General features: G+C 72.5%; 11 protein-coding genes. 5 read left to right on the forward strand and 6 right to left on the reverse strand.

Annotated features, from left to right (window positions below; translation table 11 throughout):
* The first annotated feature begins 312 nt into the window (after window positions 1-312).
* On the forward strand, window positions 313-1419 hold the full coding sequence (locus AMOR_RS21210; protein ID WP_248353822.1) for a UTP--glucose-1-phosphate uridylyltransferase: 1107 nt from the start codon (window positions 313-315) through the stop codon (window positions 1417-1419).
* 9 nt (window positions 1420-1428) lie between these two features.
* Here the strand turns inward: AMOR_RS21210 and AMOR_RS21215 are convergent, their stop codons facing one another.
* Together AMOR_RS21215 and AMOR_RS21220 are read right to left on the reverse strand one after the other, a co-directional pair.
* Entirely contained in the window at window positions 1429-1923 is a 495-nt protein-coding gene (locus AMOR_RS21215; RefSeq protein ID WP_248353824.1) for a universal stress protein, read from the reverse strand.
* Window positions 1924-2071: 148 nt separating this feature from the next.
* Entirely contained in the window at window positions 2072-2689 is a 618-nt protein-coding gene (locus AMOR_RS21220) for a cytochrome c3 family protein (RefSeq protein ID WP_248353826.1), read from the reverse strand.
* Window positions 2690-2907: 218 nt separating this feature from the next.
* Here AMOR_RS21220 and AMOR_RS21225 point away from each other — a divergent pair, with 218 nt between their 5' ends.
* The gene (locus tag AMOR_RS21225; RefSeq protein WP_248353828.1) at window positions 2908-3507 is read left to right on the forward strand and encodes a hypothetical protein; all 600 of its coding nucleotides are present in this window, start codon (window positions 2908-2910) and stop codon (window positions 3505-3507) included.
* A 77-nt stretch (window positions 3508-3584) separates the two neighbouring features.
* Here the strand turns inward: AMOR_RS21225 and AMOR_RS21230 are convergent, their stop codons facing one another.
* Entirely contained in the window at window positions 3585-4265 is a 681-nt protein-coding gene (locus AMOR_RS21230; protein ID WP_248353829.1) for a cytochrome c3 family protein, read from the reverse strand.
* A 33-nt stretch (window positions 4266-4298) separates the two neighbouring features.
* Complete coding sequence (locus AMOR_RS21235) at window positions 4299-5267, reverse strand: cytochrome c3 family protein (RefSeq protein ID WP_248353831.1); 969 nt, start codon at window positions 5265-5267, stop codon at window positions 4299-4301.
* 222 nt (window positions 5268-5489) lie between these two features.
* Between AMOR_RS21235 and AMOR_RS21240 the strand changes: the two genes are divergently transcribed.
* The 3 genes from AMOR_RS21240 (at window position 5490) to AMOR_RS21250 (ending at window position 10021) form a co-directional block, all read left to right on the forward strand.
* Window positions 5490-5999, forward strand: a complete 510-nt coding sequence (locus AMOR_RS21240; protein ID WP_248353833.1) for a hypothetical protein — start codon at window positions 5490-5492, stop codon at window positions 5997-5999.
* Complete coding sequence (locus tag AMOR_RS21245) at window positions 5996-6994, forward strand: matrixin family metalloprotease (RefSeq protein ID WP_248353835.1); 999 nt, start codon at window positions 5996-5998, stop codon at window positions 6992-6994. Before AMOR_RS21240 ends, AMOR_RS21245 begins: the two co-directional genes overlap by 4 nt.
* 663 nt (window positions 6995-7657) lie before the next feature.
* Window positions 7658-10021, forward strand: coding sequence for a CxxxxCH/CxxCH domain c-type cytochrome (locus AMOR_RS21250; protein WP_248353837.1), 2364 nt, complete (start codon window positions 7658-7660; stop codon window positions 10019-10021).
* An 81-nt stretch (window positions 10022-10102) separates the two neighbouring features.
* Here the strand turns inward: AMOR_RS21250 and AMOR_RS21255 are convergent, their stop codons facing one another.
* Entirely contained in the window at window positions 10103-10639 is a 537-nt protein-coding gene (locus AMOR_RS21255) for a GNAT family N-acetyltransferase (RefSeq protein ID WP_248353839.1), read from the reverse strand.
* A 212-nt stretch (window positions 10640-10851) separates the two neighbouring features.
* On the reverse strand, window positions 10852-13425 hold the full coding sequence (locus AMOR_RS21260) for a hypothetical protein (protein WP_248353841.1): 2574 nt from the start codon (window positions 13423-13425) through the stop codon (window positions 10852-10854).
* Window positions 13426-13832: the final 407 nt, after the last annotated feature.

Consider the following 13832-nt stretch of genomic DNA (forward strand, 5'->3'; position numbering starts at 1 on the left):
TTCACCATCAGCGTGATACGGCCCCGGCTCCCCATCCAGCGCCGGCGACCTGCGTGTAGCAGAACCCCGCGACGCTGGCGACGGCCGGGCGCCCGTGTCCCCAGGTTGTCCCGGCGCCCGGCGCGAAGCCGCGAGCCGGGCGGCCCGTCCGGGCGATCGACGGAGGATGCCCGGGGTGTCATGGGACCGGACATGGCGCGGACCCGACGCGCGAGGCGGCGCACGCTCGCCCCACGAGCGGGAGAGCGCGCGCGCCGGGGCGCACAGCCTTCGCGTTTGCCCTCGCTTCGCGAGGAGCCCACACTCTCTCTCGTGGAGACTCCTGGGACGGCCTGGCGCCGGGAGGGCGCGCCCCCGCGGGACGCCGCGGCGTTCGACGCGCTCGTGGAGCGGCTCCGGGCCGGCGAGCTGGCGCCCGCGGTGGAGATGCCGGAGGGCTCCGCGCCGCTCCTCGAGGGCGACGTCGAGCCGTGGCCGGCGCCGGGCTCGGCGCGCCACGCGGAGCTCGTGCGGCTCGGCGAGGAGGCGTTTGCGCGCGGCGAGGTGGCGAGCGCGATCGCCGCGGGCGGGGCCGGCACGCGATTCGGCACGGCGGTGAAGGGCCTCGTGCCCATCCTCGGCGGCCGGTCCTTCCTCGACCTGAAGCTCGAGGACGCGCGCCGGACCGGCGCCGCCGCGGGCCGGCCGGTGCCGGTGGTGCTCATGACGTCCGACCTGACGCACGCGCCGATCGCGGCCGAGGTGCGGCTCGATCCCGACGTGATCGTCTTCCGGCAGCGCATGCTCCCGCGGCTCACGCCCGGCCTCGAGATCTTCCGCGACGCGGCGGGCCGGCCGTCGCTCGCGCCGGCGGGGCACGGCGACTTCCTCCGGGCGCTGCGCGAGAGCGGGGCCGGCGCGGAGCTCGCGCGGCGCGGCGTGTCGATCGTCTACTTCAGCAACGTGGACAACCTCGCTGCGACGCTCGACCCGGTGGTGATCGGCGCGCACGTCGCCCTCGGGAAGGCGATGACGGTCGAGGTCACCGCGCGCCGCGGCCCGTCGGGGAAGGTCGACGCCGGCGCCGCGCCCGTCCGCGTCGGCGATCGTGTGCAGCTCGTCGAGCAGGTGGACCCGGCCCGGCACGGGCTCATCTCCACGAACAACATCGCGTTCGAGCTGCGCGCGATCCTCGCCCGCGAGCTGCCGCTCCCATGGCGCGCCGTCCGGAAGACGGTGGACGGCCAGGAGGTCTTGCAGCTCGAGCAGGTCACCGGCGAGGTGACGGCGCTCACCGGCGACGACGGCCGGCCGCTCCTGCCGGCGGCGTACCTGGAGGTCCCCCGCGACGATCCCGAGACGTCGCGGTTCGAGCCCGTGAAGGAGCAGGAGGACCTGCCCCTCGTGGCGGAGCGGCTGCGGGCGAGGTTCTGCCAGTAGACGCGTCCGTCAGACCGGCTGATACCACCGCGCCTCGGTCGCGATGTCGTCCGCCTCCGACACGGCCCGCGGCCGGACGAGCAGCACCGGGCAGGGCGCCTGCTTCGCGACCTTCTCGGCGACCGAGCCGAACGCGAGCTTCGCGAGCCCCTTCCGGCCGTGGGTCCCGAGGACGAGGAGATCCGCGCCCTGCTCGCGCGCGTGCGCCAGGATCTCTGCGGCGGCGGGGCCGGTGCGGATGATGGATCGGACCGGCGCGGCGGAGATCTCGGCGGCGGTGGCGCGCCACCCCGCGAGCGCCTCCTCGGTCTCCTCCATCGAGAGCTCCGCGACGCCCTGCGGCGTGACGAGCAGGTCCACCGCCGCGAGCGGCGCCGGCTCGTGCACGTAGAGCAGCGTCAGCTCCGCGCCGAGCGCGCGCGCCAGCTCCGCCGCGGACTCCATCGCGAGCCGCGCCGGATCCGACAGGTCGATCGCGCAGGTGATCTTCTTCCACTCCGCCATGGCCCACCTCCCGCGCGCCGGCGATGGCGCGCACCGCGGTTGCGCGGATCGTAGGACCGCCGCGGGAGGGGGCCAGGGCGGACAGGTGGGGAGACCCGATGGGCTGCGATGGCGGGCCGCTGCGCGTTGCGCGGGAACGACCGTGCGGTCACTTCGCGGGCTTCTTCCCGGTGCTCGCCGGCGCCGACGCTGGTGCGGCGGGAGGCGCCTCCGGCCCGCCGCCCCCGTCGGTCGAGATGACGGCCGGCGGTGCCTTCGCGGGGTCGTTCTTCGCGGGATGACAGGCCGCGCAGAACCGGTCCATCCGCTCGCCGCCGGGCCCGACGTCGACCCGCACGTACTTGTAGTTGCGGTTCGACGGATGAGGATCGTGACACGCCATGCAGTCGAACCTGCCGTCCTTCGAGAGCAGCTCGCCGGGAACCCGCGCCACCCTCGGATTCACGATCTCGAGGCCGAACGGATGGCTGCTGTGGCGCGACACCGGGAGATGACCGCGGCCACCCTTGTCGGTCTCGAGGTGGCACGTCAGGCAGAACGCCGTCGAGCCGGAGTAGGGCTTGTTCGTCTTCGGGTCGACGTACTTCGTGTTCACCGGGATGTCGTACACCGACTTGCCCTGGAGCGCGGCGTGGCACCCGCGGCAGCCCACCTTGTCGTGCCCGCCGTGGGCGAACGCGAGGGCCGGCGCGAGGAGCGCCAGGGCGAACACGACGCGCGTCACGAACCTCGTCCCAGCTCCGGCGATGCTCCTCGACTGGACCATGGCCCACCTCCGCGCGCCGTGAAGGCGCGCACCGCGGTTGCGCCGATGGTGGCCCGCCGCGGGAGGCATCCGCGCCGGACACGTGGGGAGACTCGATGGTCGCCGCCCGGAGCGGATCGGGCGGGCGGGGGCGGCAGGGGGTCCGGGCAGAGACCCCGATCGCCCGATGACAAAGGCCCGCGTCGCGTCACGGTCGCGGAGGGCGTAGAGCATGGGCCATGAGGGGACTCCACGCCGCCACGCTCGCGATCTGCATGATCGCTCCCGTCGTCAGCGCGCGGTCGCAGGCGCCGCAGCCGCCCGGGGCGCCGACCGCACCGGCCGCGCCGCCCGCCACGCCGGCTCCGTCGCCCACGCCGGCTCCGACCATCACGCCGGCTCCGACCACCACGCCGGCCGCTCCCGCGACGGGCTCCTGCGCGCTCTCGGCGCTGCCGCCGGACGCGGCGCGCGTCGCGGACTGCGCGCCATGCCACGACCGGTCCAATCACCCCACGCACCCGATCGGCGTGGACTACGTCGAGGCGGCGAAGATGAGCCCGGAGCGCTTCCGCCCGGCCGCGGAGGTGCTCGCACGCGGCGTGTACCTGCGCAACGGCGAGGTCGCGTGCGGGACGTGCCACGACCCCTCGTCCCCCTGGAAGAACCACATCGCGCTCCCGCAGGGCGCGCCGGCACGCCCGGCGGTGGTCCCGGGACGTCCGGAGACGTATGACGCGCGCCAGAGCGAGCAGACAGTGAACCCGGGAGCCGCGCCGTCGAAACGCACCGAGGTCTCGGCGAAGCCGCTCTGCATGGCCTGCCACGCGTTCGACTGACGAGCAGCAACCGTTCGTGGTGAGGCTGCCCAACCACGGGCTCAGGGCGAGCGGGTGAGGCCGCAGCCGCGCCCGGATCACCCGCGGTGCGGGTCGTCGGAGCCGTCGGTCTTCGCGGCGGGCTTCGGCGCCGGCGGCGGAGGAGTCGCGCCCGGGTCGGACTTCGGCGGCACCGCGCGGGCAGGACGCGACGACGACTGCGTCTCGTCCATGCTGTCGAACATGACCACCTTGCGACCGCCGCCGCCCTCGGCCTTCGCGGGGTGGCACATGATGCAGAGGTTCTCCATCTCCTCGCCCTTCGGTCCGACGTCGACCCGCATGTACCGGTAGTTCGGGTTCGACGGGTGGGCGTCGTGGCAGGAGAGGCACTCGAACCGGCCGCCCTCGCCGAGGAGCTCCGACGGCACGCGCGCCACCTTCCGGTTCACGCTCGCGAGGCCGAACGAGTGGCTCGTGTGCTGCGAGACCGTGAGGTAGCCCTGGCCGCCCTTGTTCGCGTCGGCGTGGCAGAAGAGGCAGAACGCGGTGCTCCCCATGTACGGCTGGTTGGTGCGGGGATCGAGGAGCTTGGGGTTCGGGGGCACGGCGAAGTCCGACGGCCCCTTGACGGTGTGGAGCGAGTGGCACCCCGCGCAGCCGACCGAGTCGTGGCCGCCGTAGGCGCGGGCGGCGGCGGGCGCGAGGGACAGGACGAGCAGCGCGAGCGCGCCGCTCCACACCCTCGCAGCGACGCGCGCGGTGCCGGCCGGAAGCATGGGTCGAAGGTTACACCGATCCGACTAGCGCCGTCAGGGCAAGCTGAAGCCGGTGGCCAGGGTGCCGTAAAGGGTGACCCCGCCGATGTCGTGCTCGTACGCCCGGGGAGAGAGATCGAAGACCCCCGTGACGGACGCCGTGAGCTTCTGGATGAAGCTGGATCTCAGGCGCAGCTCGACGCCGGCGCGCGCCCCGATCGACGGGAAGAGCACGACGACCGGATGATCGACGACGTCGAAGCCGAGGAGCGCCGACCCCTGCAGCGATATTCGCGAACGCACGGGTTGTGAAATCCCCGCGCCGAACAGGGCGAGCGTCCGCGCGGTGCTGTCCGAGCTCAGCCGCTCGAACGAGTGCGAGAGCTGGATCCAGTCCTGCTGGAACGCCATGCGAACCGAGCCGCCCCAGCCGCCGTTTCCGGCGGTGAGGCCCATCTCGAGCGAGCGGTGGAACGCGTCCTTCTCGAACACGCCGCCGCCCGCGCCCGACTTCGGCGCGTCGAACGCGGCGAGCGCGGCCGCGACGTTCCCGGGGTTCGGCTCGGGCGCCTTCGGTGTCTCCGCCGCGGCGGCGGGCGCCGCCGTCGCGACCAGGAGCGGCGGCGGGGTCGCCGACTTCACGTGGCACCCCTGGCACTTCGTGGGGCCCTTCACGATCGTCTGGTGACACCCGACGCACCGCTCGTGCGCGACCCGCGGGGTGAAGCCGATCTTCCCGACCGGCTTCGGGCCGTGGCAGAGCTTGCAGGAGATGCGGCGCGCGAGGTGCGCGCGGTGGTCGATCGTGATGGTCCCGTAGTAGTGCGTCTGGCGCACGACGATCGTCGGCGGCGGCGGGAGCACGCCGAACAGCGTCCCCTCGAGCTGATCCATCGGACCGGCGCCGAGCATCATGTCCTGGGGGACGACGAACGACGCGTACAGGTCACCCGTCGGCTGCGGCTCGGCCGGCTCGGACGCGACGAGAGCCGCTGCGAGCAGCGCGATGGCGGACGGGGACACGCGCACAACCTACCACCATCGACGAACGGGGAATTGACGCACGTTCGTGGGATCCGAGCAGCGTTCGCGGTGAGATCCGGTCACACCATTCGCGGTGGAATCGGTCACCCGTCCGCGGTGAGCCTGTCGAACCGCGAACGAGCGCCGCGGGAAGCCAGAACGCCGCAGGGCAGCCCGGTCCCGTCCGTCGGGGACGCGGACCGCGCTATGATGCGCGGACCCATGCGTGTCCTCGTCCTCGCCGCGGTGCTCCTCTCCGCGATGCCCGCACTGGGCGCGCAGGCGGTGGCGGTATCGGTCGAGGAGCTCGCGCGCGCGTCCGACGCGGTGGTGCGCGGACGCGTCACCACCTCGCGGGCGCAGCGCACCGACGACGGCCTCCGGGTGTTCACCACGTACGAGGTCCGGACGAGCGCGGTCCTGCGCGGCCAGGCGCCTACGATCGCGCACGTGGTCGTTCCCGGCGGGGTCGTCGGCCGCTTCGGGCAGCGGGTGGACGCGGCGCCGGCGATCGCGCCCGACGAGGAGGTCGTCCTCTTCCTCCGGCACGCCGGGCCCGACGCGTTCCGCGTCACCGGCCTCGCCCAGGGCAAGTTCTCGGTGGTCGGACCGGTCGCGCGGCCCGATCTCTCCGAGCTGACGTTCATCCGGACCTCCGTTCGCCATGGCGAGCGGCGTGCCGAAGAGATGCCGCTCGCGGAGCTCGAGCGGCGCGTGAGGAGCATCCGATGATCCCGTCCGTTCGCTCGATCGCCGCAGTCGCGCTGATCGCCGCCGCCGTGCCCGCGCTTGCCTACAACCGCGAGACCACCACGCCAGGCCACCCGGAGACCGGGCTGTGCCTGTGGTGGCGCGAGCGGCAGATCACGTACCGGGTGAACGCGACCCGCGCGTCGCCGGCGCCGTGCGGGAGCGCGACGGCCGCGGACGCGGCCGCTGCGCAGGGCGCCGCTGCGTGGTCGAGCGCGACGCGCGCGGGAGGGAGCGCGGCCTGCACCGACTTCAAGCTCGTGCAGGGGCAGCCCACGGACCTCACGCGCACCGGCAACGACGGCGTGAACCTCATCGTGTTCCGCAGCGCGGAGTGCAGCGCCGACGTCGTGGGGACGGATCCCTGCGCCGCGACGCCCGGCGCCTGCGCGGCCAAGTTCAACTGCTGGGACGGCGACATCGGCACGATCGGCCTCACCACGACCTCGTTCGACGCCTCCACGGGCGAGCTCCTCGACGCCGACATGGAGCTGAACGGCTGGGACGGCGTGCCTACCGCTCTTGCGACGGGCTTCTACTTCACATGTGAGAGCGCCTCGGCGCCGACGTGCAACGATCCGCCGTATGGCCCCGGATCGCCGTCCGGCCAGCCGGGCTGCAACTGGGTGGACCTCTCCGCGGTCGTGACCCACGAGGCTGGGCACATGCTCGGCCTCGATCACGTGTGCGCCAACGTGCTGCCGCCGTCTTCGCCTTACAACGCCTGCCCGGACGCGAGCTCGGTGATGGTGCCGCAGGTCGGGCGGGTCTCGCAGCGGGCCCTCGCGGCGGACGACGTGGACGGCATCTGCAAGATCTACCCGGCGGGTGGCGACACGCTCACGTGCCTCCCCGACGGCAAGATCCCGCCGAAGAAGTCCGGCGGGGGCTGCTCGGCCGCGGGCGGGACCGGACTCGCCGGCGGGCTCCTCGCCGCGGCGCTCGTCGCCTGGCGCGGGCGGCGCCGGCGGGTCTGAGCGCGGTCGTCTCACCTGCAGTGATGCCCCGCGGTCCAAGGAGGCACGCCGTTCCTTCTCTCCGTTCGCCCTCGGCGTAGGCCCTGCGCAGCAGGTCCGGAGTCGAAGGGCACGCACGTGGAGTGAAGCCGCACCACTTGGCGGTGGGGGATAACTCCCAGTTCGCTCTCGGGGGCCTGAGCCAGATCCCCCACGCCCCGGGTTTCCACTGTCCGCAGGCAGGGGACAGAGCGTAACGCCTGGCGTCACGGAGGGTTATGCCGCCTGCCGCACCCGTCGGATGACCCGCAGTGCGTGACGCGTTGGCATCACTCCGACCCCGCTCCGACGCTTCGTGACATGACGGACAGAGCGTCGCGGTACGCCGTGACCTGGCTCTGGGGGAATTCACCCACGTCGCACTATGAGCGAAGGTCTCGAGCGGGAAAAAACGTGTGTTTGGCAGATCGGGGATGGAGGCTCGCGGCATACACGGTGCATCGCTGGGCACGCTGGGCGTGTAGCGACATCGGGGGGAGCCGCGTGAATACGAGTTGCCGCAGGACGATCCGTACCGCCGTCGTCGTCGGTCTGGTCGCAGTCATCGCGGGATGCTCCGGCAGCGGGCCATCCACCTCGACGAGCACGCGGCCGGGGCAGGCTGGCTCGAGCTATCTCGTCAACGTGTCGCGGCAGCCCGGCGGCGAGGTCACGTCGGCCGACGGCCAGATCGCCTGCGGCACGGTCGGGACCAGGTGCGGCCCGGCGACCTACGGGTGGGCCGATACCGCGACCCTCACGGCGACGCCGGACGCGGGCAACATGTTCGGCACCTGGGCCGGTGACTGCCAGGGCCGGAAGTTCCCCGCCGCGAACGGCGCGTACCTCTGCTACCTCGACACGACGACGTACGGCGCGGACAAGTTCGTCGCGGCCGTCTTCGACGTGGCGGGCAGGGCCCAGCACGTCAACTTCACCGACCCGGCGCTCCACGGGCTCGAGTTCCTGAACTGGAAGGCGGGGAAGCCGGACACCTTCGAGTGCACGTACTGCCACGGCGCGACCTACGCCGGCGTCGGCCTCGCGCCGTCGTGCAACGACTGCCACGCGAGGAACGGCCACCCGAACTGGCTGAACGACTGCACGTTCTGTCACGGGGCGCCGCCGCCGCCCCCGCCGCCGACGTTCCCGACCATGGGCCACCCCGGCGTCAGCAACGACATCACGATGTGCTTCGGCTGCCACCAGGACACCGTGGACCGGGACGGGAACATCATCCCGAACGGCAAGCACATGAACGGCGCCATCGAGGCGACGGGCGGTCACGCCGCGGGCTACAACGACCCGAAGATCCACGGTCGCGACTTCTTCGGCGCCATCTCGTCGAATCCGGCAACGCCCTACTGCACCGGCTGCCACGGCACGAACTACGAGATCCTGATCGCCAACGGCCGGAGCTGCAACACGTGCCACGCGGCCGCGCCGTCCCTCACGCCGCCCGGCGGCGGCTGGTCCGGCAGCTCCCCGTGGAGCTCGAACTGCACGTTCTGCCACGGTGCGCGTGACATCAACTACGCCGGCGACGTGACCCAGGCGGCGCCTCCGGATGCGATCTCCCAGCGGCTCACCGGCACTGCGGCACCCGACCGGACGGGCGCGCACGCCGCCCACCTCGCGCAGGGGCCCTTCGCCCTCGCGTTCCAGTGTGGCGTCTGCCACCAGGTGCCCTCGGCGATGACGCACATCAGCGGCAAGGACGTGCGCGCGACGGTGCTGCTCTTCCCGCCCGGCGCCACGAGCCCGGACCCGACCGGCTACGACACGACCATCGGCAACCCGACGAGCGGTACCTGCGCGACGTACTGCCACGATCCGCTCGCCATCGGTAACCGCTCTCCGGCGTGGGCGACGACCGGGATGCAGTGCAACTCCTGCCACGGCGTTCCGCCCAGCACGGCGATCCACGCCGGGATGTCGGGCGCCGATCTCACCGGCTGCGTCGATTGCCACCCGGACACGATCACGACGGGCGGCGCGCTGAACGTCACCGGCGGGAAGCACCTCAACGGCACCGTCGACGTGGTCACAGGGCACGCCGCGGGGTTCGCCGACCCGAGCGTCCACGGGCCGCAGTTCCTCAACACCGTAGCCGGCGCGAGCGGGGCCCTGGACTGCCAGGGCTGCCACGGGACGAGCCTCGCCTACTGCACCTCTTGCCACTCGCAGGCCGCGAACGGCGGGTGGGTGAGCTGGCAGACGAACTGCACGTTCTGTCACGGCACGAAGACGCCCGTTTACACGAGCGCGGACCTGAAGCTCGCGGCCCCGCCCGACGCCATCTCGCAGCGGCTCAACGGCGTCGAGGTCCCGGACAAGACCGGTCAGCACACGCTCCACCTCAACGACGGTGGCTTCGTCCCGGCGCCGGCGTTCCAGTGCTCGACCTGCCACCCGGTCCCCACGGACGTGAACCACGTCAGCGTGGACCGTCTGGCCACCGTGACGCTGGTCGCCAGCCAGGCCTTCCCGGCGCTCGGGCCCGCGGACCTCGCCAGGCTGCCGAGCCCGCTCGGCACGTATGACCGCTCGACCGGCATCTGCGCCGTCTACTGTCACAACGTGCCGAACGGCGGCGGCAACAACACGCAGATGAAGTGGACCAACGACTTCGACTTCGCGACGCCCATCCTCGACTGCACGGATTGTCACGCGCTGCCGCCGCCGACCGGGGCGACTGTCATCGGTCACACCTACGCCACGCCACCGACGAACACGCGCTACTGCGGCGCGTCGGGCTGCGCCAACCACGCCTACCACCGCACCGCGCTGCAGAGTAACGGCTACGACTCGTGCGCCAACTGCCACTTCGGCTCGGCGCAGGGGCAGCCGTACAACGGCCTCCACGTGAACGGGAAGCCGGACATCGTCTACACGCCGGACTCCGCCGGCCTCCCCAAGAAGTTCACGGCCACCTGGGATCCGGTGACGAGGACGTGCACCGCCAGCTGTCACGTGAACTCGGGCCCGACCACGCCGCAGCGCTGGTAGCCGACAGAGCTCGAGCAGGATCTCCGGCCAGCCCCGTCCGCGGGGCTGGCCGTCTCGCATCCGGGCGGACCGTCCTCGCGACTACCCCCCGCCCAGCTCGCGGCGCATGAACACCCGCGCGGCCACCCGGAGGCCGTGCTGCGCCTCCCTCTCGCGGATCGCACGCATGCCCGGGGTCCACTCGGAGGGCTGCAGGTCCCTGAAGCCGTGCTTCCGGTAGAACGGCCCGTTCCACGGCACGTCGCGGAACGTCGAGAGGGTGACCGCCGCGTGTCCCTCCGCCTGCGCCCACGCGCAGACGCGGTCGAGCAGGTGGGCACCGAGCCCGCGCCGGCCATGCCCCGGCAGGACGTCCATCTCCTCGACGTACACGGCCCCCTCCCGCACCGAGGCGATCACCATGCCCACGGCGACGTCGTCCTCGAGGCAGGCCACCCAGACCTGCCCCATGCCGACGAGGCGGGCCAGGTCCTCCAGCGGGAACGACACGTCGAGCGCCTCGTCGATGAGCCCGAGGCCCGAGAACATCGCGCCCGCCTCGTCCTCGATCGCTCGCAGGCGCGGGACGTCCTCCGGGCGGGCAGGGCGAATCCGGTACGCATGCGTCCGCTGGTCCATGGCGTTCCGTTGCCCCGTCGCCTCCGGGACGGCCTCGCTCAGGTGGGTGCCTCATGGATGCGCCGCAGGGCGGCTGCGATCGGGAGGTGGTCTCGATCGCCTCCGGTCTCGACGAGCGAGGTCGTGCCCGTGAACGGCGAGGGCCGCCCCCTCGAGAGAGAGGGCGGCCCTCGGTTTCGACGGCGGGCGATCGGCGCGCGCGTCGCCACGGCCTACCGCTTCTTGCAGTCCATCGGGTCGGTGCACCCGCCGGCCTGCAGGCCGTACAGGTCCTTCATCCGGCTCGTGTCGACTGAGCCGCCGAGCGACGGGTGGCAGCTCGAGCACGTGAGCGCGGTGGTCACCGGCGCCACCTCGTGGTTCAGGTTGATGTACATGACCGTGTACGCCCACCGCCAGTCGGTCGCCGCGAGCTCCGGGTAGAACGCGACGAACGCCGTCGAGGTCGCCGGGAGGGCGGGGAGGGTGATGGGCGGCGACGCGCCCGGGTTCGCCGTGTACGGGATGGTCTCCGGGTACGTGAGCTGCCGCGGCCCGGTCTTCGTGACCGCCTTCACGCCGGACGGGAACGCCGCCTCGGCGCCGACGAGGTACAGCGTGGCCGGGAGCGTCGCCGGGAGATCGGCGATGGTGTTCACCGTGACGAGGCCCGAGGCGTCCCGGGTCATCTGTCCGCCCGCCGCCTTCGCGACGGGCTGCCCGAGCTGACCGCCGACGGCCGCGCCGTAGTTGTTCACGCCCGTCCAGATCGCGTCCGCCTTGGCCTGCGTCCAGGGGTTGCCAGCCGACCCGAGGGTGTTCGCGACGACCGGGTACCCTCGGAGATCGTTCTGCCAGAGCGAGTCCGAGCCGAACACGTGGGGGACGATCATCGCGGACGCGTCCGCGAACGCCGGCGACCGGCCCGTCATCCTCTTGAAGGGCGCGATCTTCCACCCCGCGAGGACCGGCGCCGGCGGCGGGAGGAGGTCGGCGAGGCGGAAGGGATCGTCCACCGTGCCCGAGCCGAGGAGCCCGTCCCGCGCCGTCGTCTCGTGCGTGCCCTGCTGCGCGCTCGCCGGGGCGATCCAGCGGTAGGTCGGCGTGACGTTCGTGGCGTAGGTGGAGACGCCCTTCTTCCAGTCGTAGCCCTGCGTGACCGGATCGTGGCCCTTCGGGGCCTCGCCGCCGACGCCGGCGATCGCGCCGCTCTGCGCGTTGCCCGCGGGGTAGGTGAGCGAGCCGAAGCCGACGCACCCGGCGACGCCCTGGCACGCCTGCTTGTCCGCGGCCGTCTGCCAGTCCCAGTTCACCTTCGTGTACTGCGTCCGGCTGAAGGTCGGGATGTGGCAGGTCTGGCAGGCGATGAAGTCGGCGTGCGCCGTGTACGCCGGGTCGGAGTGCGCGGGCGCGTGGATACCGCTGTGGCAGTCGGTGCAGGTGAGGCGCCCCTCGTCGTCGACCGGGATGCTGAGGCCCGTGCCGCGGAGCGTGTGGCTCCCGGACTCGTGGCAGTCGGCGCAGCGCCGGGGCGCGTACGACGCCTGCGAGCCCATGTGGACGTCGACGTCGGCCGTCGGGCTCGTGAGCGCCGAGCCGAGGTCGCCCATCTTCACGTTGTCGCCGCCGCCCGCCGTGAAGTGGCAGAAGCCGCAGTTCGCCCGCTGCGTGGCGCCGACGCTGTTCGCGGCGGCCTGCAGCGCGGGGACGATCTCCGTCGCGGCGACCGGGGCGCGGCAGTACGCCTTGCCGTCGCTCCAGGGATTGCCCGCCGAGTCCTTCGTGGAGCAGATCTGGTTCGCCGCGCACGACGGGAAGCACGCGCCGTCGTTCGCGACCCACGGCTGCCCGAAGCCGGCCGGCCCCTTCACGTACCTCGAGGTGCCGAGGCTCGCGTGGCAGACGAGGCAGTCGATCCTGCCCTTGTCGACGGCGGCGTTCGCCGTCCACAGGTACATGGGGCCGGTGTTCGGCGCGATGGCGCCGGTCGCGGGATCCTTCACCGGGGCCGAGCTGTAGCTCGGGTGGCACTGCATGCAGCGCGCCTCGTTCGAGGCGGTCGCCACGCAGAAGTTGTTGATGACGTTCCGCTTGCCGATGCTGCTCGGCGTCGTCTTGCCGACCAGGTTGGAGCTGCCGAGCCACGTGAAGTGGTTGCTGCCGAGCAGCTGGTCGGCCTCGGCCTCGTGGCACTTGATGCACGCCGCGGTGACCGCCGGGCCCGTCGTCATGGTCGCGCTGGCGACCTGGACGTGCGGCCGGCCCGCGTGGCAGCTCGAGCACGAGGGGGCGAGGCCCTGGCCCTGGAGGCTCGGGCCGTGGCAGGTGCGGCAATCGAGCGCGCCGGGGGCGTTCGCGAGCCAGTCGGCGGCCTTCGGCCCGTGCACCAGCCCGTCGGTCCAGTTCGGGTGGCCGGTCCGCTCCGCCCCGAAGCTCGCGACCACGTACTTGTCGGCGTTGCCGGCGAGCGTGCAATCGCCCTCGCCCGAGCAGTCACCCGCCCAGCCGAGGAACAGGTTCGGCGCGGCCGGCGACGCCTTCAGGACGACGGTCGTCCCGAGCGGGAACGCGGCCGAGCACCTCTGCGCCGCGACGCCGGCGCCGCACTCGATGGTGAGATCGTCCGTGTAGACCTTGCCGCCCGTGATCTGGAGCGCTGGACCGGCCTGGCCGTTCTGGACGGTCAGCGTGAACGTGCCGTCCTGGACTCCTCTCCCTTCCCCGCTCCCGGAGCTCGTGCCGCTCCCCCCACAGCCTGCTGCGACGATCGCGCTCATGAGCGCGACCGCCAGCGAGATACGAGACATGTGTCTTCCTCCACGGAGCCGCGCAGCGCGCGGCCCTGTGATTTCTGGACGCCGGGTGCCCAAGCCCTGCGTCCGCGTGTACCCGTGGCCGAGCCGATGAGCCGGGCGCCGTTGAGCAACCCGCGTACCGGTGCGATTGCAGCCAAATGCCCGGGATTGCGGTGGGATTCCGTCTGGGCGCGGTGCTGCGATGGGGGAAATGACGCGCGATGTTGCGGCGTTCATCGACGTTCACGCGCGAACGCGTCGGGTGAACGCTCGGTGCGCACGCGATGGGCGCGGGTCACGTCGAGCGGGCCAAGGCCGCGTCGCCGTGAGCGAATGCTCCGGTCGGTCGCCGCAGGACCGTGCTTGCCTCTCGGGGATGCGGTACTGCGCGCCGGCGCGCGAGCGGCTGCCTTGGCGAG

The organism is Anaeromyxobacter oryzae, from assembly GCF_023169945.1.
In the GTDB taxonomy this organism is placed as follows: domain Bacteria; phylum Myxococcota; class Myxococcia; order Myxococcales; family Anaeromyxobacteraceae; genus Anaeromyxobacter; species Anaeromyxobacter oryzae.

What these genes read in the sequence shown, in the direction of transcription:
- AMOR_RS21215 (WP_248353824.1), bottom strand. Translation starts at nt 1,923, where the DNA reads ATGGCGGAGTGGAAGAAGATCACCTGCGCGATCGACCTGTCGGATCCG.
- AMOR_RS21220 (WP_248353826.1), bottom strand. Translation starts at nt 2,689, where the DNA reads ATGGTCCAGTCGAGGAGCATCGCCGGAGCTGGGACGAGGTTCGTGACG.
- AMOR_RS21225 (WP_248353828.1), top strand. Translation starts at nt 2,908, where the DNA reads ATGAGGGGACTCCACGCCGCCACGCTCGCGATCTGCATGATCGCTCCC.
- AMOR_RS21230 (WP_248353829.1), bottom strand. Translation starts at nt 4,265, where the DNA reads ATGCTTCCGGCCGGCACCGCGCGCGTCGCTGCGAGGGTGTGGAGCGGC.
- AMOR_RS21240 (WP_248353833.1), top strand. Translation starts at nt 5,490, where the DNA reads ATGCGTGTCCTCGTCCTCGCCGCGGTGCTCCTCTCCGCGATGCCCGCA.
- AMOR_RS21245 (WP_248353835.1), top strand. Translation starts at nt 5,996, where the DNA reads ATGATCCCGTCCGTTCGCTCGATCGCCGCAGTCGCGCTGATCGCCGCC.
- AMOR_RS21255 (WP_248353839.1), bottom strand. Translation starts at nt 10,639, where the DNA reads ATGGACCAGCGGACGCATGCGTACCGGATTCGCCCTGCCCGCCCGGAG.
- AMOR_RS21260 (WP_248353841.1), bottom strand. Translation starts at nt 13,425, where the DNA reads ATGTCTCGTATCTCGCTGGCGGTCGCGCTCATGAGCGCGATCGTCGCA.